A 22,309-nucleotide genomic window follows, 5' to 3' on the forward strand; every position below is an offset into this window, starting at 1 on the left:
AAAAACAACAAACAAAAACCACCAAACACACTATTGAGTTCTCAAACAACACGCCGTTTTCGGGCAACCCCACCAACCTACTACCTCTTGGTCGGGCTGTCAAGCTCTTGCTCTGGGCTTTTTCGGCCCCGCTCGCTGCTGACTTGGAATACATTAGCGGGCCGATCTTGATTTTACAAAACGCCTGCATACGGCCGGTTTTTCGACCGAAACGCGTCGCAGAGCAGTCCGTCGGAACAGTCAGCGCGACACGCCAATGTCGTCAACTGACCCGTTCGACCTCCGCGCCGAGACTCACCAGGTTCTCGACGAACAACGGGTACCCGCGATCAATGTGGAAAACGTCGTGAACCTCGGTGTCGCCGTCGGCGACCAATCCCGCCAACACCAAGCCGGCGCCGGCGCGAATATCCGACGCCCACACCGGTGCACTCGACAACTGCGGAATTCCGCGGACCACCGCATGGTGTCCGTCGGTCCGGGCGTCGGCGCCCAGGCGAATCATCTCCTCGACGAAACGGAACCTGGCTTCGAACACGTTCTCGGTGATCATCGACGTGCCCTCGGCGATGCACGCCAAACCGATGGCCATCGGTTGCAGATCGGTCGGGAATCCCGGATACGGAAGCGTCGCGACGTTGACGGCCTTGGGCCGCTCGTACTGCACGACGCGGAAACCGTTGTCGTGCTGGGTCACGGTCGCGCCGGCATCGTGGAGTTTGTGCAGCACCAGCTGCAGGTGTTGCGGGTCCACCCCCGTCACGGCGACATCGCCGCGCGTCATCGCCGCGGCAATTCCCCAGGTCGCGGCCACGATCCGGTCACCGATCACCCGGTGCTCGGTCGGATGCAGCTTGTCCACTCCGGTGATGGTCAGCGTCGAGGTCCCTCCCCCACTGACCTTGGCGCCCATCTGGTTGAGCATGTCGCAGATATCGACGATGTCCGGTTCACGTGCCGCGTTGTGGATGATCGTCACGCCCTCGGCGAGCACGGCCGCCATCAGGATGTTCTCGGTCGCACCCACTGACGGGAACTCGAGCTGGATCTCCGCCCCACGTAGGTGATCCGCCTCGGCGACCACGCAACCGTGCTCGATATTGCACCGCGCACCGAGCTGCCGCAGACCGGATTGGTGCATGTCCAGCGGCCGCGAGCCGATCGCATCGCCACCGGGCAGCGCGACTTTCGCCTTCTTGCAACGCCCGACCAGCGGGCCGAGCACACACACCGAGGCGCGGAACTGCCGGACCGCGGCGAAGTCCGCGTCGTACTTCGGCTCGTCGGGAGACGTGATGCGGGCAACATCGCCTTCGAGCTCGACGGTCGCCCCGAGACCGCGGAGCACCTCCGCCATCAATGGCACATCCAGGATGTCCGGACAGTTGGTGATCGTGGTCGTGCCCTCGGCCAACAACGCCGCGGCCATCAGCTTGAGCACGCTGTTCTTCGCGCCCCCCACGGCAACTGCGCCGGACAACCGGCTACCCCCGGCCACCACGAAACGCTCGCTCACGCGGCTAAGTGTAAACAGCGGCAAGGGCCGGTGTCAGACAACGAACAGGTCACCGCGAGTACGGTTTCACCCATGGCCGTGCACCTGACCCGCATCTATACCCGGACCGGCGACGATGGGTCGACCGGCCTCAGCGATTTCAGCCGGGTGTCGAAGAACGACGCGCGCCTGGCCGCGTACGCGGACTGTGACGAAGCCAACGCCGCGATCGGCGTCGCCGTCGCCGCGGGTGCGCCGGACGAGCGAATCCGCTTGGTACTCCTGCAAATTCAGAATGATCTCTTCGATGCCGGCGCAGATCTGTCGACTCCGGTGGTCGAGAATCCGGAGTACCCGCCGCTGCGGATCACCCAGCCGTACATCGACCGGCTCGAAGCCTGGTGTGACGAATTCAACGAGCCGCTGTCGAAGCTCACGTCGTTCATCCTGCCCGGCGGCACTCCCCTGTCGGCGTACCTGCACGTCGGCCGCACCGTGGTCCGTCGTGCGGAGCGCTCGGCCTGGCAGGCGATCGATGAACACGGTGATTCGGTCAGCGTCCTGCCGGCCAAATATCTGAATCGGCTGTCGGATCTGCTCTTCATCCTGTCTCGGGTCGCGAATCCGGAGGGCGATGTGCTGTGGCAGCCCGGCGGCGGCCGTACCCAGTAAGGGAGATCAGACTGCGCGGCGGCGGGACCGCGGCGACGGCCGGGCCTCGAGCCACGACGTGAAAGCCGTCAAAGCTCCACGGTCCAAAGCGATTTCGTAGCCACTGCGCCGTTCGGGACTGTTGTCACGCAGCTCAAGAATGACCGTTTCGATGGTCATGATGTCGAATTCGTCGCCCCGGGGGGCGCGGCGCCCGACGACTTCCAGACCGCGACGGGACAGGGTCCGGTCCGGCCACCAGCGCAGGCTCGACAAACGATAAAAGCCGGCCTCACCACCGCGGTAGCGCATGACTCCATGCCGCCACCCGTGGCCGCCGGCAGCCGGGTAGTCGCGCAGGATGGCGGCAGTACCGCCAACCTGACGCAACTTCCACAGCCGATAACTCAGTGCGGCAACAGCCAGCACCAACACGCCGACGAGCGCGACCATCATCAACATGGACGCGCTCATCGGGGTATCAGTCGAGCTGGCCTACGGCGCGCAGACGCGCCCGGCCCCACGCAGCAGTCGCTTCGTCGTCCGACGCGGCATCGGCCTTGGCCGCATGCGCATCGATCTCCGACTCCAGCGCCGCATCTTCAACCAGAATCCGCACGGTCTCCTCGGTCACCGAGAGGAACCCACCGGACACGGCGATCCGCAGATCATCCTCGCCCTCGCGCTCGACCCGGACCATCGCGTCGTCGACCAGCTGGCCGACCAACGGGATGTGCCGGGGCAGGATGCCGATCTCGCCGGCGGTGGTGCGAGTGAAGACGAATGTGGCCTTACCTGTCCACAGCGCGCGCTCGACGGCGACGATCTCGACGTCCATTTCGGCCATGTCACACCACCTTCCGTGCTCGAGTAACTACAGCGGTCACAGCTTGGCGCCGAGGCTTTCGGCCTTCTTCGCCAGGTCGTCGAGACCACCGATGAGGAAGAACGCCTGCTCCGGCAGGTGGTCGAAGTCGCCCTTGGCGAGACGGTCGAACGCCTCGATGGTCTCCTTCAGCGGCACCGTCGAACCCGGCTGGCCGGTGAACTGCTCGGCGGCCATCATGTTCTGGCTCAGGAAGCGCTCGATCTTACGGGCGCGGTACACCAGCACCTTGTCCTCTTCCGACAGCTCGTCGATGCCGAGGATGGCGATGATGTCCTGAAGGTCCTTGTAGCGCTGCAGGATTCGGATGACTTCCTGAGCAACCCGGTAGTGCTCGTCGCCGACGATGCTGGGGTGCAGGATCGTCGAGGACGACGCCAGCGGGTCCACGGCCGGGAAGATGCCCTTCGAGAACACCGCACGCGAAAGCTCGGTGGTGGCGTCCAGGTGGGCGAACGTGGTGGCCGGGGCCGGGTCGGTGTAGTCGTCGGCGGGCACGTACACGGCCTGCATCGAGGTGATCGAACGACCACGGGTCGAGGTGATGCGCTCCTGGAGCTCACCCATCTCGTCCGCCAGCGTCGGCTGGTAACCCACGGCCGAAGGCATACGACCCAGCAGGGTCGAAACCTCGGAGCCGGCCTGGGTGAACCGGAAGATGTTGTCGATGAAGAGCAGCACATCCTGGTTCTGCTCGTCGCGGAAGTACTCGGCCATGGTCAGGGCCGACAGGGCGACGCGCATACGGGTGCCTGGCGGCTCGTCCATCTGGCCGAACACCAGGGCCGTGTCCTTGAGCACGTTCGCGTCCGCGAGCTCGACCCAGAGGTCGTTGCCCTCACGGGTGCGCTCACCGACGCCGGCGAACACCGAGGTACCACCGAAGTTGCGGGCGATGCGGTTGATCATCTCCTGGATCAGAACCGTCTTACCGACACCGGCACCACCGAACAGGGCGATCTTGCCACCACGCACGTACGGGGTGAGCAGGTCGACGACCTTCAGACCGGTCTCCAGCATCTCGGTGCGGGGCTCCAGGTCGGCGAAGGCCGGCGGCTTGCGGTGGATGGACCAGTGCTCGAACTCCTTGCCGTAACCCGGCTCGTCGAGGCAGTCACCCAGGGCGTTGAACACGTGGCCCTTGACGCCGTCGCCGACGGGCACCGAGATGGAGGCGCCGGTGTCGCGAACGTCGGTGCCACGTACCAGGCCGTCGGTCGGCTGCATCGAGATGCAGCGCACCAGGTTGTCACCGAGGTGCTGGGCAACCTCGAGGGTCAGGGTCTTGGCCAGCGCACCGAAGGTGATGTCGGCATGCAGGGCGTTGAACAGTTCGGGCACCGAGCCACGCGGGAATTCGATGTCCACCACCGGGCCGGTGATGCGAACCACGCGACCAGCGGTCTTGGTCTCTACGGCAGAAGTCATATCTCTCTTCGCTTCCTACGGGGCCTATTTCGCGTCGGCCAGCGCGTTGGCGCCACCGACGATTTCGCTGATTTCCTGGGTGATCTGGGCCTGGCGCTCGCGGTTCGCGGCGAGGGTCAGGGCCTTGATCAGGTCGTCGGCGTTGTCCGTTGCCGACTTCATGGCGCGTCGACGCGAAGCCGACTCCGAGGCCGCGGCCTCAAGCAGTGCCGCGTACACACGGGTCGCTATGTAGCGAGGGAGCAACGCGTCGAACAGAACGTCCGCACTCGGCTCGAACGAGTACAGGGTGTGGACCTCGGTCGGCTCCCCCGTGTACTCGACGGCCAGCGGGGCGATCCGCACGGCCTCGGCGGTCTGCGACAGCATCGACTTGAACTCGGTCGACACGATGTGCAGTTCGTCGACGCCCAGGATGCCGTCCGCACCCGGTTCGTCACCCTCGTCGTCGGCACCGGCCATGAAGGCCGTCACCAGGGTCTCGGCGATCTCCTTGGCGTTGGCGTACTCCGGGCGCTCCGAGAAGCCGGTCCAGGACTCGACGACGGCGCGCTGGCGGAAGTTGTAGTAGCCCAAGGCCTTTCGCCCGACGACGTACAGCACCGGCTCCTTGCCCTCGCTGCGAAGCAACGCGAACAGTTCCTCGGCCCGACGCAGGACGTTGGCGTTGTAACCGCCGCACAGGCCGCGGTCCGAAGACACCACCAGCACACCGGCACGGCGAGGGTTCTTCCGCTCCACGAGCAGCGGGTGGTCCAGCGCGCTGGCCCCCGCAAGCTCGGTGAGCATGTTGGTGATCTCGGTGGCGTAGGGCCGGGCTGCATCCACCCGGGCCTGCGCCTTGGCGATCCGCGACGTGGCGATCAGCTCCTGGGCCTTCGTGATCTTCTTGATCGACGAAGCGGATTTGATACGTCCACGTAGCTCGCGCAGTGTGGCTGCCATTGGTTACCTAGGCCTTCTTCGGTGCCGGCTTGTTGACCTTGACCGACTCCTGGCCGAGCTCAGCAGGATCCAGGGCCTCGGCGTCGGCCTCCTTGACGACGACCGAGCTACCGTCGGTGGCCGCGAAGCCCTTCTTGAAGTCGTTGATGACGGTGACCAGCTTGGCCTCGGCCTCCTCGGACAGCTTCTTGGTCGACTTGATGCCCTCGAGGATGTCCGCGTGGCTGGCCTTCACGTGCTCCAGCAGCTCGGCGGAGAAGCGCGAAACGTCCTCAGCCGGAACCGAATCCAGGTGGCCCTGGGTGCCGAGGAAGATCTCGATGACCTGGTCCTCGACGGCCAGCGGGCTGTACTGCGGCTGCTTGAGCAGCTCGACCAGGCGAACACCGCGGTCCAGCTGAGCCTTCGACGCGGCGTCCAGGTCCGAGGCGAAGGCCGCGAAGGCCTCCAGCTCGCGGTACTGCGACAGGTCCAGACGCAGCGAGCCGGCAACCTCTTTCATGGCCTTGATCTGGGCGGCACCACCGACGCGGGACACCGACACACCGACGTTCACGGCAGGGCGAACACCCTGGTTGAACAGATCGGACTCCAGGAAGCACTGACCGTCGGTGATCGAGATGACGTTGGTCGGGATGAACGCCGAGATGTCGTTGGCCTTGGTCTCGATGACCGGCAGACCTGTCATCGAACCACCACCGAGCTCGTCGGACAGCTTTGCGCAACGCTCCAGCAGACGGGAGTGCAGGTAGAAGACGTCACCCGGGAAGGCTTCGCGGCCCGGCGGGCGACGCAGCAGCAGCGAGATGGCGCGGTAGGCGTCGGCCTGCTTCGACAGGTCGTCGAACACGATCAGGACGTGCTTGCCGTTGTACATCCAGTGCTGGCCGATGGCCGAGCCGGTGTACGGGGCCAGCCACTTGAAGCCGGCGGGGTCGGAGGCCGGAGCCGCGACGATGGTCGTGTACTCCATGGCGCCGCCCTCTTCCAGCGCGCGCTTCACGCTGGCGATGGTGGTGCCCTTCTGGCCGATCGCGACGTAGACGCAGCGGACCTGCTGCTTCGGGTCGCCGGTCTCCCAGGCCTCGCGCTGGTTCAGGATGGTGTCGACGCAGACGGCGGTCTTGCCGGTCTTGCGGTCACCGATGATGAGCTGGCGCTGGCCGCGGCCGATCGGGGTCATGGCGTCGATGGCCTTGATGCCGGTCTGCAGCGGCTCGCTGACGCTCTGGCGCTGCACGACCGACGGCGCCTGGAGCTCGAGGGCACGACGGGTCTCGGCCTTGATCTCGCCCTGACCGTCGATGGGCTCGCCGAGCGGGTTGATGACGCGGCCCAGGAACTCGTCGCCCACCGGCACCGAGAGCACCTCGCCGGTGCGCTTGACCTGCTGGCCCTCTTCGATCTTCGCGAACTCACCCAAGATGACCGCACCGACGCTGTGCTCATCGAGGTTCAGGGCCACGCCCAGAACACCGCCGGGGAACTCGAGGAGCTCCTGCGTCATGACCGAGGGCAGACCCTCGACGTGTGCGATGCCGTCACCGGCGTCGACGACGGTGCCGATCTCCTCGCGATCGTTCGAGGCCGAGAACGTCGTTACGTAGTTCTCGATGGCACCTTCGATATCAGCAGCCGAGATTGTCAACTCTGCCATGGTTTTTGGTCTTCCTAGTCTTGGGTGTTTCGGAGATTAGTCGGGCAGCCGGTTGGAGGCGGCAGCCAGTCGTGACGAGATGGATCCGTCGATCACCTCGTCACCGACGGTGATGGTCAGACCACCGAGGAGGCTCGGATCGACATGCAACTGGACGGACACCGGGTGGCCATAGATGCGGGTCAGGACCGACGTGAGTCGGGCCCGCTGGGCATCGGACAGGGCCGCGGCGGCCTCCACGTGGGCAACGACCTCACCGCGGCGGGCGACTGCCAGCTCGGCCAGATCGAGGACTGCCTGGTCGGCACGTTCGCCGCGCAGCAGGCTCACGGTCTGCGTCAGCAGCGCTTTGACGGTGCTGTTGACCGAACCGTTGGCACCGGTAAGGACCTTGTCCAGCAAGGCAACTCGGCCGTCGACCGGAGTGCCGTAGTCACCGAGCAGCGTCGACAGGCGCGGCTGCGCGTCCAGCACACGGCTGAAGCGGAACAGCTGGTCCTCGACCTCGGCGACGTCACCGCTGACGTCGGCCCGCTTGATCAGTGCCAGGCGAGCGACGTGCTCGACGGCATCGACCAGATCGGACTGCTCCGACCACCGCGACGACACCGCGGTACGCAGCAGCTCCAGGGCATTGGCGCCGACCTTGCCGGACAGCACCGCGTCCAGGAGAGCGACCTTGGGGGCCGCGTTGTCGGCGGGCTCGGCCAGGTGCCGACTGAGGTTGACCTCGGTCAACAGCAGCCGGGCGACGGCGGCCAGATCATCGGCCAGCGCGGTCAGCGCGGCGGCATCCAGACCACCCGCTGTGGCGTCGAACTTCTCGACCAGCGTGCTCAGTGATTCCCGGCTCGCGGCCCGCAGCTTCACCTCGGCGTGGGTTCCGACCTCGGCCGAGGACGGGGCCATCTGCTCGAGATCGGCGAGGAAGCGGTCGACGGTGCCGGCCTGCGCGGTGGGCTCGGCGACGTAGCGCCGCACCAGCTCGTCGGCCTTGGCGACAGACTCCGCGCCCAGCCCCTGACGGAGCTCGCGGATGACGCCCTGACGCATCAGCTCGACGTGCTGGCCGCCCTGCGCCTTGATCCGCTCGGCGTCGATGGCGGCCTGCTCGGTGAGCTGCTCGACGATGCGCTGCGAATCGTGCCGCGCCTCCTCGGTCACCTTGCTCGCCTCGGCCTTCGCGTCGGCAAGAGCCTTGGCGTGCATCTTGTCGGCGTCGGCGAGTTTCTGTGCGGCTTCGGCACTTTCGGCCAGCGCGACGCGAACGGCCTCCTGCTGCTTGGCCATCATGCCCTTCACCGGAGGTACCACGTACTTCCAGATGATGGCCACGATGACGGCAAAGCCGATCAGCTGCCCGATGAAGATTTCCATCTACTGGCTCCCGCCTGATTTCACGTCGGCCGCCAGCTCCACGCCGAGGATCCGGCTCGCCAGCGTCTGGGACAGGTTGTCGACCGAGGACTGCAGTTCGGTCTGTGTGGACTGCCGCTGTGCGGACAGTGCCTGGTCGGCACCCTTGAGGGTTTCGGCCACCTCACCACTCGCCGCTGCACGCGCCTGGTCGACGACCTTGCGGCCCTCGTTGCGGGCCTCGTCACGGATGGCCGAAGCCTCCGTGCGAGCACCCGCCATCGCCGCGTTGTAGTCCGCCTCTGCGGCGGCCACCTGCTCAGCCGACTTCCGGTTGTCAGCAGCGGTCTTGGCCAGCATTTCCTCGCGTTCGACCAAGACCTTGCTGATCGGTGGCACAACCCACTTACCGATCACGCCGAGCACGATCAGGAAGATGATCAGCACGACGAAGAAGGTCGCGTTGGGGATCAGGAAGTTCTGACCCCCTCCACCACCAGAGCCTTCCGCTGCTGCCTGGCCCGAGGCCAGGATGGTTGCGCTCAATTCACCCATGTCGACGGATTACGACAGGCCCGGGGTGGCGAACACGAAGAGCGCCATGAAGGCCAGGTTGATGAAGTACGCGGCTTCCACCAGACCGACGGTGATGAAGAACGGGGTGAACAGGCGGCCCTGGGCCTCCGGCTGACGGGCGATGCCCGAGATCAGCGCGTTACCGGCGATACCGTCACCGATACCGGCACCGATGGCGCCACCGGCCATGATCAAGCCACCGCCGATGAGGGCGCCCTGGATGATAGTGGCGTTCGTTGCTGCGTCGGCCATTCTCTTTTTCCTCCTTGGTAACTGGTAGCTGCGCTACCAGGGTCTTATTTGTGGTTCCTACAGGTCTTGCGGGTACTCAGTGGTGCTCGTCGAGTTCCATCGACTGGCTGAAGTACAGGATCGTCAGCAGCGCGAAGATGAACGCCTGGATCAGGCCGACGAACAGGTCGAAGGTCTTCCAGATGGCGTTCGGCGCCCACTGCACGTACCACGGGAACATCGCGATCAGCGCGACCAGGATGCCGCCGGCGAACATGTTGCCGAAGAGTCGCAGGGACAGCGAGACCGGCTTGGCGATCTCCTCGACGATGTTGATCGGTGCCAGGACCGCGACGTGACCCTTCAGCAGCTTCTTGAAGTGACCGAAGACGCCGCGACGCCAGATGCCAGCCGCGTGGTAGCAGAGGAACACGAACAGCGCGAGCGCCAACACGTAGTTGATGTCCGAGGCCGGCGGGGCCAGCAGTTCTTTGGCGCCACCGTCTTCCCCACCGAACTGCACCGGCAGGACCGACAGCCAGTTGGAGATCAGGATGAAGGTGAAGATCGTGACGGCCAGCGGCAGCACGAACGGAGCAACCTTCATACCGATCGCGGTCTCGATCTGCTGGCGCATCTGGATGGTGATGGCCTCGAAGAAAAGCTGCACACCGCCGGGGACCCCGGTCGAGGTCACCTTCGACTTCACGAAGAACGCCAACGCGATGACGATGACCGCGGCCACGCTGGTGGCGATGATCGTGTCGACGTTGAAGGTGTAGCCCCACAGCTCGTGCTGCTCGTGGTGGCCGACCTCGATGGCGGCCTCGGCGGTGAATTGTTGAATCACTTGGGTCGTCAGTCCTTTGCTTCTGATCCGTCGTGTGCTTCTGGTTGGTCGGCGCCGCCACCGTTACGTTGGCCGGCGCGGACCTTCTTCATCACCGGCAATGCGGTGCTCATGACAAGAATCGCCTGGAACAGTGCCACCCCGAACAGCACGCCGATCCCGGCCGGCTTGAAGAACCAGGTGATCAGCAGGGCGATCACCGAGATGACGACCAACCGCATCGCGGAGTTGGCGGCCATCTGCATCTTCAGCGGGTGGTCCTTGGCGGTGACCTTGGCGACGGCGCGACGGACCATCAAGGCGTTGGTCAGGCCGAGCGCCATGCCCAGGCCGAAGAAGGCGCCGAACTTGAGATTGCCGCTCACTGCGTAGCCGCCGCCGAGCGCAACGGCCGTCACGAGGAGCGAGATAGCAAACAAACGAATAGGCTGAAAAGCCACTGCCGGCAACACCAGAGGCGCGTCCTGCGCTGGTGTCGTCATGGTGTTCACCTCAATCCCGCGGTCACGAGTGCCGTCCCCATATACCTGGCAATCCTGTGTGCGTGCCCACAGAGCGTATCGAAGGTCACATCGAGCGCGTCGGGCACACTGGAATCACCCAAGGGGAAGCTCCCTTTGTCGGTCGTCATTCGGCGCCGATCGGCTTGTGTGAACCGATGGGCCGGGCCGGCAACCCGCGAGGTTTTTCGGGTTCTGCCAGAACCGTACCACATGGTGAGCACCCGAAAACGGGCACCTACTACTTTTTGTCGTACTCGCCTTCTGGCAGGTCATCGCGCCGCCGCAGCAGCGGAATCAAGGTGAAGATGGCGGCCAGCAGAATGGCCCCGAGCATCACGGCACCGGTGTACCGGGGGTCGAAGAATATGGTGCTGGCGGCCCCGAGTGCCACGATGCCCACCCATAGGTAGATCAGCAGCACGACGCGTCGGTGCGAGTGGCCGATCTGTAGCAGCCGGTGGTGCAGATGCATCTTGTCGGGACTGAATGGACTGAGTCCCGCCCGGGTGCGCCGCACGATGGCCAGCAGCATGTCGAGGGCCGGTACGAACATCACCGCAACGACCAACAGGAATGGCGACAGCAAAGCAAAAACGTCGCGCGCGCCGTAAGCGTTCTGGGAGATCGGGCCGGCCGCGGTGGTCGACGCGGCGGCCAGCATCAGGCCGATGAGCATCGACCCGGAGTCCCCCATGAAGATGCGGGCCGGATGGAAATTGTGCGGCAGGAAGCCCAGGCACGCGCCGGCGAGCACCACCGAGATGACGGCGGGCGGGTAGAACAAAACGTCACCGCCGTGGTCGCGCAGCAGACCGACCGAGAAGATGCAGATGGCCGACGCGGTGATGAGGCCGAGCCCGGCCGCGAGGCCGTCGAGGCCGTCGACGAAGTTCATCGCGTTGACGATCGACACCGTCAACGCCAGGGTCAGCAGGATCGACGACGCCTGGTCCAGCACGATGGTGCCGACGCCGCCGATCGGGATGTACAGCACACTCCACGCGACGCCCATGGTGACCAGGACACTGGCGGCGGTGATCTGGCCGGCGAACTTGGTCAGGGCATCCAGGCCCCAGCGGTCGTCGATCAGGCCGATGAGCATGATCAGGCCGCCGGCCACCACGACCGCCGGCATGCCGGACGAATAGACGAAACCGCGCGTCAGTGCGGGCAGTTGGGACGCCAGCAAGACCGCGGCCGCGACACCGACATACATGGCCAGGCCGCCCATCCGCGGGACCGGCTGGACGTGGACGTCACGTTCGCGCGGGTAGGCGACAGCACCGAAACGGAACGCCAGCGCCCGCACCCAGCCCGTGGCGAAGTAGGTGATGATCGCCGCGGTGAGACCGACCAGCACCAGCTCCCGGAGCGGAACCCCGGTGCCGCGATCGATCTGCGCGAGTAGCCGGCCGGCGTCGGCGACTACGGTCACGACACCTCGCCGGTCAGGGACTCCGCTTCGACGCCGAGCACCTCGGCGACCTGCGCGACGGAGATCGGCCCTTCCCGCAGCACCCGCGGCGTCGCGCCGGTCAGGTCGATGATCGTGGACGCGGCCTGCTTGGTCGCCGGTCCGGCGTCCAGGTACACCTCGACCTTGTCGCCCAGCTGCTCGCGCGCCTCGTCGGCGTTGACCGCGGGCGGCCGGCCCGAGATGTTGGCGCTGGACACCGCCATGGGACCGACCTCACGCAGCAGCTCGATCGCCACCGGATGCAGCGGCATGCGCAGCATGACGCTGCCGTTGGTGTCACCGAGATCCCACGACAGCGACGGGGCCTGCCGCACGACCAGGCTCAACGCGCCGGGCCAGAACGCCTCGATCAGGTCCCGGGCCGCCGGCGGCACGGCATAGACGAGCCCGTCGATGGTGCGCCAGGAACCGACGAGAACCGGGACCGGCATGTTGCGGCCCCTCCCCTTCGCGGCCAGCAGCGCCGCGACGGCCTCGCTGTTGAAGGCGTCGGCGCCCAGGCCGTAGACGGTGTCGGTGGGCAGCACGACCAGGCGGCCGCCCTTGAGCGCACTGATAGCCGAGGCGATCCCGGTGGCGCGCTTGGCCGCATCACCGCAGTCGAACGTCTCCATCTATGACTCCTCACGCAAGCGTTTCGTCGGTTGCCATGACCCGTTTTACCGTCGGGTCGCGGTGACGAACCGGGGCCGCCCGGCCAGATCGCGCCGCGCGGTGATGTCACCGAACGTACCGTCGCGGTCCAACTCGGCCACCACCTGATCGGCTGTGGTGTCGTCGTGTTCGATGCCCAACTTGCCGCCGGGACGCAGCAACCGGGCCGCCAACGCGATGATCGGCACAATGACAGACATGCCGTCGGGCCCGCCGAACAGGGCGACGGCCGGGTCGTGGTCGATGACTTCGGGATCGAGGTCGGCGCCGTCGGGGATGTAGGGCGGGTTGGACACCAGCAGGTCCACTGTGCCGGTCCGGTCTGACAGCAGGCTGGGAACGGTGACGTCGGCCTCGAGCACCTCGACGGCGCTGCCGGCACAGTTGCGCCGGGCGTAGGCCAACGCCTCCGGGGACTTCTCGACGGCGACGACCTGCGCCTGCGGCCAGGTGTGCGCCAAGGCCAGGGCCAGTGCTCCCGATCCCGTGCACAGGTCCACGATCACCGGACCCGGCGGCAACGGCTGGTTCATGGCCCACTCCAACAGGGCCTCGGTCTCGGGTCGCGGGATGAACACCCCGGGACCGACGTGCACTTCCACCGGACCGAATGCCGCGGTTCCGATCAAGTGCTGCAAGGGAATTCGCTGCGCGCGACGTTCCACCAGCACGCGGAACCGCGGATAGAACGCCGGGTCGGGCTCGGCGAACATCACCCGCGCGCGATCGATCCCGGCGGCGTGCGCGGCGAGGTATTCGGCGTCGACCCGGGCGGAATCGATACCTGCGGCGGCCAGCTGTGCGGTCGCCTCAGTGATGGCCTGGCGGATCACTCTTGCGCGAGCCGGGCCTGCTTGTCGGCGGCCGCGAGGGCGTCGAGCAGCGCGTCCATGTCGCCGTCGAGCACCTGGTCCAGGTTGTGGGCCTTGAAGTTGATGCGATGGTCGGCGATCCGGTTCTCGGGGAAGTTGTAGGTCCGGATGCGCTCGCTGCGGTCGACGGTGCGGATCTGGCTGGCGCGGTCCGCGGAGGCGTCGGACGCGGCCTGCTCCTCGGCCAGCGCCTGCAGGCGCGCGGCGAGCACCACCATGGCGCGGGCCTTGTTCTGCAGCTGCGAGCGTTCGTTCTGGCAGGTGACGACGATGCCGGTGGGCAGGTGCGTGATGCGGACCGCCGAGTCGGTGGTGTTGACGCCCTGACCACCCTTGCCGGACGAGCGGTAGACGTCGATACGCAGGTCCGATTCGTCGATCTGCACCTGCTCGACGTCTTCGGGCTCCGGGTAGACGAGGACGCCGGCGGCCGAGGTGTGCACGCGGCCCTGCGATTCGGTGACGGGGACGCGCTGCACGCGGTGCACGCCGCCCTCGAACTTCATGCGGGACCACACGCCGTCGGCGGAATCGCCCTTGCTGGCGATGGTGATGGTGGCGTCCTTGTAGCCGCCCAGGTCCGACCAGGTTTCGTCGAGGACGGTGACGGTCCAGCCGTGGCGCTCGGCGTACCGGATGTACATGCGCGCGAGGTCGGACGCGAACAGCGCCGACTCTTCGCCGCCCTCCCCGGATTTCACCTCGAGGACGACGTCGTCGGCGTCGTGCGGATCGCGCGGGGCCAGCAGGTCGGTCAGCTTGGCGTCGAGTTCGGCGACGCGGGCCTCCAACTCGGGCACCTCGGCGGCAAACGCGGCGTCCTCGGCGGCCAGCTCGCGGGCAGCTTCGAGGTCGCCCTGGGCGGCCTCGAGCTTGCGGTACGTGACGACGATCGGCGACACCTGCGCGAAGCGGCGGCCGACCTTGCGGGCCGCGCCGGCGTCGGCGTGCAGGTTCGGGTCCCCCAGCTGCCGCTCGAGATCAGCATGCTCGGCCAGCAGTGCCTCGATGCGGGGCGCGGTATCTGTCTCTGCCACTTTCGGACTCCTGCGGTTGTTCTGGGGTTCCGGGTGCTGGATACGAAAACGGCGCCCGGACCTGACGCGAATGCGACAGATCGGGCGCCGTGAACGAAGCTAGCTCTCGGACGCGGCCTTCGAGCCGGCGGTGCGCTTGCCGTACCGCTTCTCGAAGCGGGCCACGCGGCCGCCGGTGTCGAGAAGCTTCTGCTTGCCCGTGTAGAACGGGTGGCACTGCGAGCACACCTCGACAACGATGTTGCCGCTCTCCTTGGTGCTACGAGTCTGGAAGCTGTTGCCGCAACCGCAGACCACGGTGGTCTCGACGTATGCGGGGTGAATACCCGATTTCATTTCATGGTCCTCTGTGTTCGATGGCGCCGGGTCGCCCGAGAATTCGGACGTGAACCGGAGCCGAGGGGGTTCGGCGGTCGATTATGCCAGGTCAGCCGCCAAGGTCCTAAACGCCTCCGGGCCGCCGGCTATTCCTGGGCGGCGCCATCACGCAGCTCGGCCAGGCGACGCTGCAGAAATCGTCGTTCCGGCTCCGTCGTCGCCAATGCCAGCGCGCGTCCGAACGCGCTCCGCGCCTCGTCGGTCCGGCCCAAACGGCGCAGCAATTCCGCCCGAGTCGACGGCAGGTAGCGGTAATCGCCCAGGTCAAGGGCATCGATGAGCTCGAGCGCCCGGGCGGGATCACCGGCCTCGGCGACCGCGACCGCGCGATTGAGCGCCACCACCGGCGATCCGGTGAGCATTTCGAGCCGCTCGTACAGGACGCCGACCTCGTGCCAGTCGATCTTCTCCTCGGCCTGCAGTGCGGCGATCGCAGCCTGCAGGACGTACGGCCCGGCCGCCAGCCGCAGCGCCAGCGCGCGGTCCAGCGCGGCGCGCCCGGCGTCGACCTTGGCCTGGTCATACCGGGACCGGTCCTGCTCGGCGAGGGGCACCACCTGGCCGTCGACCACGCGGGCCGCGCGCCGCGAATCGTGCAGCAACATCAGGGCCAAGAGCCCGTAGGCCTCAGGCTCGTCGGCCAAGAGGTCGGCAAGGAGGCGGCCGAGCCGTATGGCTTCGGCGGCGAGGTCGTCCCGCTCGGTGAAGCCCTGGTTGAAGATCAGGTAGATCACCGCGAGCGCCGCCGCCACGCGGTCCGGCAGCATGGGATCAGCGGGCAGGGCGAACGGGATGTTCGTCGCCTTGATCTTGGCCTTGGCGCGGGACAGGCGACGTTTCATGGTGTCCTCGGACACCAGGAATGCCCGCCCGATCTCGGCGGTAGTGAGCCCGCCGAGGGCCCGCAGCGTGAGCGCCACCTGGGCCTCACGCGCCAGCGCCGGATGGCAGCACATGAAGATCAGCTGCAGACGCTCGTCGCCGATGGTGCTGTCGTCGAGGTCGATCTCGTCCATGGTCGTCGCCTGTTGATCCGCCTGGAGCAGCCGGGTTTTGGCGCGCAGCGTCTGCTCGCGGCGCAACCGGTCGATCGCCACATTGCGACCGGTGCGTACCAGCCAGGCCACCGGTGCGTCTGGCACACCGTCGCGCGGCCAGCGTTCAGCGGCGCGGGCGAACGCCTCCTGCGCGGCATCCTCGGCGAGCTCGAAGTCGCCGAGGATGCCGATGAGCGCGGCCAGGACCCGACCCCACTCCTGCTTGAAGATGGCGTCGATCAGTGCCTGGACCCTTCCCGTCGCTTCGCTCGCCCTATGCCTCGCCCGGAACCTCGAAAAGCGGCCGCACCTCGACGCCGCCGCCGAGCCGCACGGCCGGGATCCGTTGAGCGAATTTGAGGGCTTCGTCGAGATTGTCGGCTTCGATGACGAAGTAGCCGGCGAACACCTCTTTGGTGTCGGCGAACGGGCCGTCAGTGATCAGGTCGGCCCGCACCGATGTCGCGGTCTCGACGGGCTGCAGGTGTCCGCCACCGACGCACTGCGGTTCCTGGCGGAGCGCCGCGTACTCGGCCGTCAGGGCCGCGTGTTCCTCTTCGGTGATGTCGGTGTCGTGGCTGCCCGGCTTGATGTAGATCAGCGTTGCGTATTTCATCGTTGTCTCCTTCTGGCTCGATCGTCCAACAGCAGTGAGACGAACGGGGACCCATTGCGGGGACACGACCGCCGAAATCAGTTTCCGGCGAGTGGCGTGTACTGCGTGCCGTCGCGTTTCCACACCACCCGGCCGGCCGGATCGGCGCCCAGCGCAACCAGTTCCCGTTTGAGAATCTTGTTGGTCGCGGTGGTCGGCAGGTCGTCGGCGAGCCACACGTACCGCGGCCAGGACTTCGGGGACATGTCCGGCTGCGTGGCCAGGAATTCTGCGAACGACTTCGGGTCGAGGGCCCGGCCGTCACGCAGCACCATGGCGGCCATCACCTGGTCGCCGACGAACTCGTCGGGTACCGGATAGACCGCCACACGGCTGATCACCGGGTGCCGCAACAGGATTCGCTCGATGGGCGCCGCGGTGATGTTCTCGCCGTCCACGCGCATCCAGTCGGCGGTGCGGCCGGCCAGGTAGATCCAGCCGTCGGCGTCGCGGTAGGCCAGGTCGCCTGACCAGTACATGCCGTGCCGCAGCCGTTCGTCCGTCGCGCCCTTGTCGTTGTGGTAGCCGCGGAACATGCCGCTGCCGCTGGTGTTCACCAATTCACCGGTGGCCGCCTCGGCGTTGACGAGGGCGCCCGTTTCGTCGAAGCGCGCCACCTCGCACTCCTGGACGGTCTCCGGGTCGTAGATGGCGACGCCCGGGAAACCCTTGCCGACACTGCCGGCCGGGGTCCCCTCGGAGCGGGTGATGATGATCGCGAGCTCGGTCGAACCGAAGCCGTCCCACACGCTGCAGCCGAAACGGCGGCTGAACTCGTCGATGTCGCGGTCGGCGGCTTCGTTTCCAAACGCCACACGCAGCGGATTGTCGTGGTCGTCGGGCTGCTCGACGGTGGCCAGGATGTAGGCCAGCGGCTTGCCGACGTAGTTCATGTAGGTCGCGCCGTAGCGGCGGATATCCGGGAGGAACTTCGACGCGGAGAACTGTGCGGGTGCCATCGCCGCGCCAGATGCGAGCGCAACGCCCCAGCCGGCGTAGACGCCGTTGGAGTGGAACAGCGGCATCGCCAGGTAACAGGTGTCTTTGGCGGTCAGTTCGTAGCGCTGCACGAGCGCCGTCGCGGAGAACAGCACGATGGCGTGCGCCACCTCTACGGCCTTGGGCTCGCCGCTGGTGCCCGAGGTGAAGATCATCATGAAGGTGTCATCGGGCCCGACTTCACGATGCGGGGTCAGATCCTGCGGCGGCCACTCGGTCGCGGTGATGTCGATGATGGTGACGCCGGGCAGGCGGACGTCCTGGAGGAGCGCCCGGCCCAGCTCATCCACGAGCACGATCTGGCATTCGACGCGGGCGATGTCGCGGACGAGCGCCGCACCGCGACGGGTGGTGTTGATGCCGCACAGCACATAGCCGCCCAGGGCCGCGGCCGCGAGCGCCTTGAGCATGTCGGCGGTGTTGCCCAGCAGGGTACCCACGTGCAGCGGCCGCAGTGGGTCGGCCTGGCCGATCAGCGCGGCGGCCTGCGCCTGCGCTCCGGCGACGTACTCTCGCCAGGTCCAGGTCGTCTCGCCGTACTTGACGGCGACGGTGTCCTGGTCGGCGCGTTCGCGAAGCAACTGCTGAAGGGTGTCCGCCATTTGGGCTCCCGATGCGGTGGGCGATCACGAGGACCACCCGGAGTGAACAGATTATTGAAAGTGTCTACCATGATTGACGGGTAGCGCGATAGCGTCAGCACCCTGGCAGAATCGTCGTTCGCCCGGTTGACATGTGAGGAGACATCCCGGTGGCAAGCCCAGAATCCCCGAGAAGCGTGCGTGATCGACTGATCGATGCCGCTGAAGAGTGCATGCGCGCCAAGGGAATTCGCGCCACGACGGTATCCGAGGTCGCCGAGGCCGCCGGCGTCTCCCGCGGCTGGCTGTACCGGCATTTCCCGGACAAGGTGACGCTGCTGGGCGCCGCGATCGTCCGGCTGAACAACGCCTACTGGAGCGACGCGCACGCCATGCTGGCGTCGATCGAAGGCCTGGACAACCAGATCGTGACCGGAATCCAGCACGGCCGCACCGCCTATGACGACCCCGGCGCGCTGTTGATGAAGCTGCGCGTCGAGGAGCCCGACGAGTTCGCCGCCTGCGCCGGTGCCGGCGTGCAGGGCCTGGTACCCGACCTCGCCGGCTTCTGGTCCCGGTACCTTTCCGCAGCCCGCGACAACGGCGAAATCCACGCCGACACCGACATCGACGACGCTTCCGAATGGATCGCGCGCGTCATCCTGTCGCTGGCCACGATGCCCGGTCACCAGCTCGACCCCGACGATTCCGAGGAGCTGCTCGCGCACGTGCGGCGCTATGTGATGCCGGGCCTCAAGGCCCAGCCGTAATCTGACGACCTGACGCAAAAGCCCCCGAAATCGGCTGATTTCGGGGGCGTTTGCGTGGGCTGGGCCTAGTCGGCGTCCATGTTGCCCGGGGCCGTCTTCGAGACCTGAACCAGGAACTCGTAGTTGGTCTTGGTCTTGCGCAGCTGGCTCATCAGCAGGTCGATGGCCTGGTGCGGGTCCAGACCCGACAGCACCCGACGCAGCTTGTGCACGACCGCGAACTCGTCCGGGCTGAGCAGCAGCTCGTCCTTGCGGGTACCGGACGGGTTGACGTCGACGGCCGGGAACACGCGCCGCTCGGCGATCTTGCGGTCGAGCTTGAGCTCGGCGTTACCCGTGCCCTTGAACTCCTCGAAGATGACGGTGTCACCGGTGGAGCCGGTCTCGACCATCGCCGTCGCGATGATGGTCAGCGAGCCGCCGTTCTCGATGTTGCGCGCCGCGCCGAGGAAGCGCTTCGGCGGGTACAGCGCGGTGGAGTCGACACCACCGGACAGGATGCGGCCCGACGCCGGCGACGCGTTGTTGTACGCGCGGCCCAGACGGGTGATCGAGTCCAGCAGCACCACGACGTCCTTGCCCTGCTCGACCAGGCGCTTGGCCCGCTCGATGGCCAGTTCGGCGGCCTGGGTGTGGTCTGACGGCGGCCGGTCGAAGGTCGAGGCGATGACCTCGCCCTTCACCGAGCGCTGCATGTCGGTGACCTCTTCCGGGCGCTCGTCGACGAGCACCACCATCAGGTGGCATTCCGGGTTGTTCCTGGTGATCGCGTTGGCGATGTCCTGCATGATCGTCGTCTTACCGGCCTTCGGCGGGGACACGATCAGCGCACGCTGGCCCTTACCGATCGGCATGATCAGGTCGATCACACGCGTGGTCAGCCGCTCGGGAGTGGTCTCCAGGCGCAGCCGCTGGTTCGGGTAGAGAGGCGTGAGCTTCTGGAAGTCCGCCCGGTTCTTGGCGTTCTCCACGGGGCCGCCGTTGACGCTGTCCAGACGCACGAGCGGGTTGAACTTCTGGCGCGGGTTGTTTCCACTCTGCGCGCCACCTTCGCCCTCGCGCGGGACCCGCACGGCGCCGGTCACCGCGTCACCGCGACGCAGGCCGTTCTTGCGGACCATGTTCATCGAGACGTAGACGTCGTTCGGTCCGGCCAGGTAGCCCGAGGTGCGGACGAACGCGTAGTTGTCCAGCACGTCCAGGATGCCGGCGACCGGCTGCAGGACGTCGTCCTCGCGCAGTTCGGTCTCGGCGTTCCCGCCCTGGTTGTCGCCACGCTCGCCACGACGACGACGATCGCGGTCGCGGAACCGACGGCCACGACGGCCCTGGCGGCTGTCGTCGTCATCGTCGTTGTTGTTGCCCTGGTTATCGCCGCGGTTGCCGCCCTGGTTGCGGTTGCCGCCCTGGTTGTCGCCACCGCGGTCGCGGTTGCCACCCTGGTCGCGGTTGCCACCCTGGTCGCGGTTGCCGCCCTGGCTACCTTCGGCCTTGTTGCCGCCCTGGTTGCTGTTGTCGGCGTTCCGCTCGCGGTTCCGCTCCTCGCGGGGCGCGTCGGCGTTGTCGGCGTTCTCGCTCTTGTCCGCCTTTTCGGCGGGCTTGTCGCCGGATTCACCTTCGGCGGCCGAGCCGGCGCGACGCGACGCGCCACGGCGCTCGCGGCGCGGGGCTTGCTCGGCGGCAGCGCCCTCGGCAGCGGCGGCTTCGCCGGCGCCGTTCGCGGCCGGGGCCTGGGCTTCCTTGGCCTCGGTGGGGGCGTCGGTGCCGTTGACGGCCTCCGCGGTCTTGGTCTCGTTCTTGGCTTCAGCCTTGGCGGCCTTGACCTCGGTCTTGGCGCCGTTGGACTCGCCACGGTGTTCCCGAATGGCGGCGATCAGTTCGCTCTTGCGCATGCCGGAGGTGCCCTTGACGCCAACCTCGGCGGCGAGCGCACGCAGGTCGGGGAGCAGAAGACTGGTCAGCGATCCGGAGCGTCCGGCCGCCGGCGCTTCAGTTGCCGGGGCATCAGTGTTGCCATCGGCGGTGAAGAGGTCCGTATCAGTCACGGATTTCCTTTCTGTGCCCTCGCGCAGCTGATCAGGCGAGGGTTTGGTTCGCAGTCGGACGGCTTCCCCGAACCGCATTCGTCAAATGCCGGGTCGGCTGAGGCACTGCATCAGCCAAGCACCAGGATTTGCCGCCATGCGGCGAACCATCAGTCCACGAGTTGAACATCAAAGAGAAGAGTGGTCGTCCTACCGTAGGCGCAGGTACTAGAGCCTGCGATTGCTGGACGCTGCGAGAATATCTCTCATCCGACAATGAAGCAAGAATTGCCACTCGGCGCGTGTTTTCCGTTAGACGCCGGCACCGACGGTCCAGCGAACCCCGTGGCCCACCGCCATCTTCTCGACGGCGAAACCGTTGGCCGCGCCGAATTCGAGGACTTCGGCCGGCAGTTCGGGTTCGGTACTGAATGCGATAACCGCAGGTCCAGCACCGGAAAGCACTGCTGCCACGCCAGAACGCCGCAGCATCGCCAGATATTCCGCGGAAGCCGGCATCGCCGCCGCGCGCTGCGGCTGGTGCATCACGTCTTCGGTGGCGGCCATCAGCAAATCCGGGCGCTGGGTCAGCGCCACCACCAGGAGGGCGGCACGGCTGACGTTGAACGTCGCGTCCTTGTGAGGGATCACCTCCGGCAGCACTGCGCGGGTCTCCGCGGTCGATGACCGGACCTGCGGGATCGCCGGGAACAGGTGGATGTCCGGATGCAGCGTCAGCGGCGCTGCCGCGTACACCGGGCCGGGCTCCGTGTAAGACACCACCGCGCCACCCAGCACGGCGGCCGACGCGTTGTCCGGATGCCCCTCGAACTCCGACGACAGCTGGACCAGCTGCTCGAGTGTCAGCGGCTGCGAACCCGATTGGGCGATAAGGCCATTGGCGACGGCCAGACCGCCGACCACCGCGGCGGCCGACGAGCCGAGGCCCCGCGAATGCGGAATGACATTGCGGCATTTGATGTTCAGACCGGACACCGAAACGCCACCGGCGGCCAGACCGCGCCGGATGGCCCGCACGACCAGATGGGACTCGTCGTCCGGAACCTGCCCGGCCCCCTCTCCCGTCACCTCGATGGTGAGGCCGGAATCGGTTGTCTCAGCCTGAATTTCGTCGTACAGGCTCAGCGCCAGGCCCAGGCTGTCGAAGCCGGGGCCGAGATTGGCGCTCGAGGCGGGGACGACGGCGGTGGCGAGCAGGCCGGCGGGCAGGTTTTCGGTCACTGGCG

23 protein-coding genes are annotated in these 22,309 nt (G+C 66.7%); 2 read left to right on the plus strand and 21 right to left on the minus strand.

Annotated features, from left to right (window positions below; genetic code table 11):
- Positions 1 to 262: 262 nt before the first annotated feature.
- Positions 263 to 1,516, minus strand: coding sequence for a UDP-N-acetylglucosamine 1-carboxyvinyltransferase (gene murA / locus QRN63_RS22275; RefSeq protein ID WP_267315159.1), 1,254 nt, complete (start codon positions 1,514 to 1,516; stop codon positions 263 to 265).
- A 72-nt stretch (positions 1,517 to 1,588) separates the two neighbouring features.
- On the opposite strand from murA, the gene QRN63_RS22280 reads away from it, so the two are divergent.
- Entirely contained in the window at positions 1,589 to 2,167 is a 579-nt protein-coding gene (locus QRN63_RS22280; protein WP_285032758.1) for a cob(I)yrinic acid a,c-diamide adenosyltransferase, read from the plus strand.
- Positions 2,168 to 2,173: 6 nt separating this feature from the next.
- On the opposite strand, the gene QRN63_RS22285 is transcribed toward QRN63_RS22280, so the two are convergent.
- The 18 genes from QRN63_RS22285 to fadD1 all read right to left on the minus strand — a co-directional run bounded on the left by QRN63_RS22285 (position 2,174) and on the right by fadD1 (position 18,289).
- Positions 2,174 to 2,620: a DUF2550 domain-containing protein gene (locus QRN63_RS22285; protein ID WP_043397045.1), complete on the minus strand. Its 447-nt coding sequence runs from the start codon at positions 2,618 to 2,620 to the stop codon at positions 2,174 to 2,176.
- Positions 2,621 to 2,627: 7 nt separating this feature from the next.
- On the minus strand, positions 2,628 to 2,993 hold the full coding sequence (locus tag QRN63_RS22290) for a F0F1 ATP synthase subunit epsilon (RefSeq protein ID WP_064857757.1): 366 nt from the start codon (positions 2,991 to 2,993) through the stop codon (positions 2,628 to 2,630).
- Positions 2,994 to 3,029: 36 nt separating this feature from the next.
- Complete coding sequence (gene atpD / locus QRN63_RS22295; RefSeq protein ID WP_267315161.1) at positions 3,030 to 4,460, minus strand: F0F1 ATP synthase subunit beta; 1,431 nt, start codon at positions 4,458 to 4,460, stop codon at positions 3,030 to 3,032.
- 24 nt (positions 4,461 to 4,484) lie between these two features.
- A complete protein-coding gene (locus QRN63_RS22300; protein ID WP_267315162.1) occupies positions 4,485 to 5,405 on the minus strand; it encodes a F0F1 ATP synthase subunit gamma in 921 nt (306 codons plus the stop codon).
- A 7-nt stretch (positions 5,406 to 5,412) separates the two neighbouring features.
- On the minus strand, positions 5,413 to 7,062 hold the full coding sequence (atpA, locus tag QRN63_RS22305; protein ID WP_267315163.1) for a F0F1 ATP synthase subunit alpha: 1,650 nt from the start codon (positions 7,060 to 7,062) through the stop codon (positions 5,413 to 5,415).
- Positions 7,063 to 7,098: 36 nt separating this feature from the next.
- Positions 7,099 to 8,439, minus strand: a complete 1,341-nt coding sequence (locus QRN63_RS22310; protein WP_285032759.1) for a F0F1 ATP synthase subunit B/delta — start codon at positions 8,437 to 8,439, stop codon at positions 7,099 to 7,101.
- Complete coding sequence (locus QRN63_RS22315) at positions 8,440 to 8,973, minus strand: F0F1 ATP synthase subunit B (protein WP_267315165.1); 534 nt, start codon at positions 8,971 to 8,973, stop codon at positions 8,440 to 8,442.
- 9 nt (positions 8,974 to 8,982) lie between these two features.
- On the minus strand, positions 8,983 to 9,246 hold the full coding sequence (locus QRN63_RS22320) for a F0F1 ATP synthase subunit C (RefSeq protein ID WP_020104130.1): 264 nt from the start codon (positions 9,244 to 9,246) through the stop codon (positions 8,983 to 8,985).
- 76 nt (positions 9,247 to 9,322) lie between these two features.
- Positions 9,323 to 10,075, minus strand: a complete 753-nt coding sequence (atpB, locus tag QRN63_RS22325; RefSeq protein ID WP_267315166.1) for a F0F1 ATP synthase subunit A — start codon at positions 10,073 to 10,075, stop codon at positions 9,323 to 9,325.
- 8 nt (positions 10,076 to 10,083) lie between these two features.
- The gene (locus QRN63_RS22330; RefSeq protein WP_285032760.1) at positions 10,084 to 10,557 is read right to left on the minus strand and encodes an ATP synthase subunit I; all 474 of its coding nucleotides are present in this window, start codon (positions 10,555 to 10,557) and stop codon (positions 10,084 to 10,086) included.
- 259 nt (positions 10,558 to 10,816) lie between these two features.
- Positions 10,817 to 12,013, minus strand: coding sequence for a glycosyltransferase family 4 protein (locus QRN63_RS22335; protein WP_020104126.1), 1,197 nt, complete (start codon positions 12,011 to 12,013; stop codon positions 10,817 to 10,819).
- Positions 12,010 to 12,669, minus strand: a complete 660-nt coding sequence (locus QRN63_RS22340) for an L-threonylcarbamoyladenylate synthase (protein ID WP_267315168.1) — start codon at positions 12,667 to 12,669, stop codon at positions 12,010 to 12,012. Before QRN63_RS22340 ends, QRN63_RS22335 begins: the two co-directional genes overlap by 4 nt.
- Before the next feature lie 45 nt (positions 12,670 to 12,714).
- Positions 12,715 to 13,539, minus strand: coding sequence for a peptide chain release factor N(5)-glutamine methyltransferase (gene prmC, locus QRN63_RS22345; RefSeq protein ID WP_502888183.1), 825 nt, complete (start codon positions 13,537 to 13,539; stop codon positions 12,715 to 12,717).
- The gene (prfA, locus tag QRN63_RS22350) at positions 13,539 to 14,618 is read right to left on the minus strand and encodes a peptide chain release factor 1 (protein WP_060998862.1); all 1,080 of its coding nucleotides are present in this window, start codon (positions 14,616 to 14,618) and stop codon (positions 13,539 to 13,541) included. The genes prmC and prfA overlap by 1 nt, the downstream gene beginning before the upstream one ends.
- Before the next feature lie 99 nt (positions 14,619 to 14,717).
- Complete coding sequence (gene rpmE, locus QRN63_RS22355; RefSeq protein WP_020104122.1) at positions 14,718 to 14,954, minus strand: 50S ribosomal protein L31; 237 nt, start codon at positions 14,952 to 14,954, stop codon at positions 14,718 to 14,720.
- A 128-nt stretch (positions 14,955 to 15,082) separates the two neighbouring features.
- Positions 15,083 to 16,273 carry an RNA polymerase sigma factor gene (locus QRN63_RS22360; protein ID WP_502888184.1) on the minus strand — a complete coding sequence of 397 codons (1,191 nt, stop codon included), beginning with the start codon at positions 16,271 to 16,273 and terminating at the stop codon, positions 15,083 to 15,085.
- 34 nt (positions 16,274 to 16,307) lie between these two features.
- Complete coding sequence (locus QRN63_RS22365) at positions 16,308 to 16,649, minus strand: YciI family protein (RefSeq protein WP_267315171.1); 342 nt, start codon at positions 16,647 to 16,649, stop codon at positions 16,308 to 16,310.
- A 77-nt stretch (positions 16,650 to 16,726) separates the two neighbouring features.
- Positions 16,727 to 18,289: a fatty-acid--CoA ligase FadD1 gene (gene fadD1 / locus QRN63_RS22370; RefSeq protein WP_285032764.1), complete on the minus strand. Its 1,563-nt coding sequence runs from the start codon at positions 18,287 to 18,289 to the stop codon at positions 16,727 to 16,729.
- Between the two features lie 176 nt (positions 18,290 to 18,465).
- On the opposite strand from fadD1, the gene QRN63_RS22375 reads away from it, so the two are divergent.
- The gene (locus QRN63_RS22375) at positions 18,466 to 19,038 is read left to right on the plus strand and encodes a TetR/AcrR family transcriptional regulator (RefSeq protein ID WP_267315173.1); all 573 of its coding nucleotides are present in this window, start codon (positions 18,466 to 18,468) and stop codon (positions 19,036 to 19,038) included.
- 65 nt (positions 19,039 to 19,103) lie between these two features.
- Here the strand turns inward: QRN63_RS22375 and rho are convergent, their stop codons facing one another.
- Together rho and thrB are read right to left on the minus strand one after the other, a co-directional pair.
- A complete protein-coding gene (gene rho, locus QRN63_RS22380; RefSeq protein WP_285032765.1) occupies positions 19,104 to 21,083 on the minus strand; it encodes a transcription termination factor Rho in 1,980 nt (659 codons plus the stop codon).
- 291 nt (positions 21,084 to 21,374) lie between these two features.
- Positions 21,375 to 22,304 (minus strand): homoserine kinase, encoded by a 930-nt coding sequence (gene thrB, locus QRN63_RS22385; protein ID WP_285032767.1) that lies wholly within the window; start codon positions 22,302 to 22,304, stop codon positions 21,375 to 21,377.
- Positions 22,305 to 22,309 lie beyond the last annotated feature (5 nt).

The sequence above is a fragment of the Mycolicibacterium sp. lyk4-40-TYG-92 genome, from assembly GCF_030209435.1.
In the GTDB taxonomy this organism is placed as follows: Bacteria; Actinomycetota; Actinomycetes; order Mycobacteriales; family Mycobacteriaceae; genus Mycobacterium.

Bases quoted from the DNA above. Each gene is read 5' to 3' on its own strand.
- QRN63_RS22280 (WP_285032758.1), top strand. From the start codon at position 1,589: ATGGCCGTGCACCTGACCCGCATCTATACCCGGACCGGCGACGATGGG.
- QRN63_RS22285 (WP_043397045.1), bottom strand. From the start codon at position 2,620: ATGAGCGCGTCCATGTTGATGATGGTCGCGCTCGTCGGCGTGTTGGTG.
- QRN63_RS22290 (WP_064857757.1), bottom strand. From the start codon at position 2,993: ATGGCCGAAATGGACGTCGAGATCGTCGCCGTCGAGCGCGCGCTGTGG.
- atpD (WP_267315161.1), bottom strand. From the start codon at position 4,460: ATGACTTCTGCCGTAGAGACCAAGACCGCTGGTCGCGTGGTTCGCATC.
- QRN63_RS22300 (WP_267315162.1), bottom strand. From the start codon at position 5,405: ATGGCAGCCACACTGCGCGAGCTACGTGGACGTATCAAATCCGCTTCG.
- atpA (WP_267315163.1), bottom strand. From the start codon at position 7,062: ATGGCAGAGTTGACAATCTCGGCTGCTGATATCGAAGGTGCCATCGAG.
- QRN63_RS22310 (WP_285032759.1), bottom strand. From the start codon at position 8,439: ATGGAAATCTTCATCGGGCAGCTGATCGGCTTTGCCGTCATCGTGGCC.
- QRN63_RS22315 (WP_267315165.1), bottom strand. From the start codon at position 8,973: ATGGGTGAATTGAGCGCAACCATCCTGGCCTCGGGCCAGGCAGCAGCG.
- QRN63_RS22320 (WP_020104130.1), bottom strand. From the start codon at position 9,246: ATGGCCGACGCAGCAACGAACGCCACTATCATCCAGGGCGCCCTCATC.
- QRN63_RS22330 (WP_285032760.1), bottom strand. From the start codon at position 10,557: ATGACGACACCAGCGCAGGACGCGCCTCTGGTGTTGCCGGCAGTGGCT.
- QRN63_RS22340 (WP_267315168.1), bottom strand. From the start codon at position 12,669: ATGGAGACGTTCGACTGCGGTGATGCGGCCAAGCGCGCCACCGGGATC.
- rpmE (WP_020104122.1), bottom strand. From the start codon at position 14,954: ATGAAATCGGGTATTCACCCCGCATACGTCGAGACCACCGTGGTCTGC.
- QRN63_RS22365 (WP_267315171.1), bottom strand. From the start codon at position 16,649: ATGAAATACGCAACGCTGATCTACATCAAGCCGGGCAGCCACGACACC.
- fadD1 (WP_285032764.1), bottom strand. From the start codon at position 18,289: ATGGCGGACACCCTTCAGCAGTTGCTTCGCGAACGCGCCGACCAGGAC.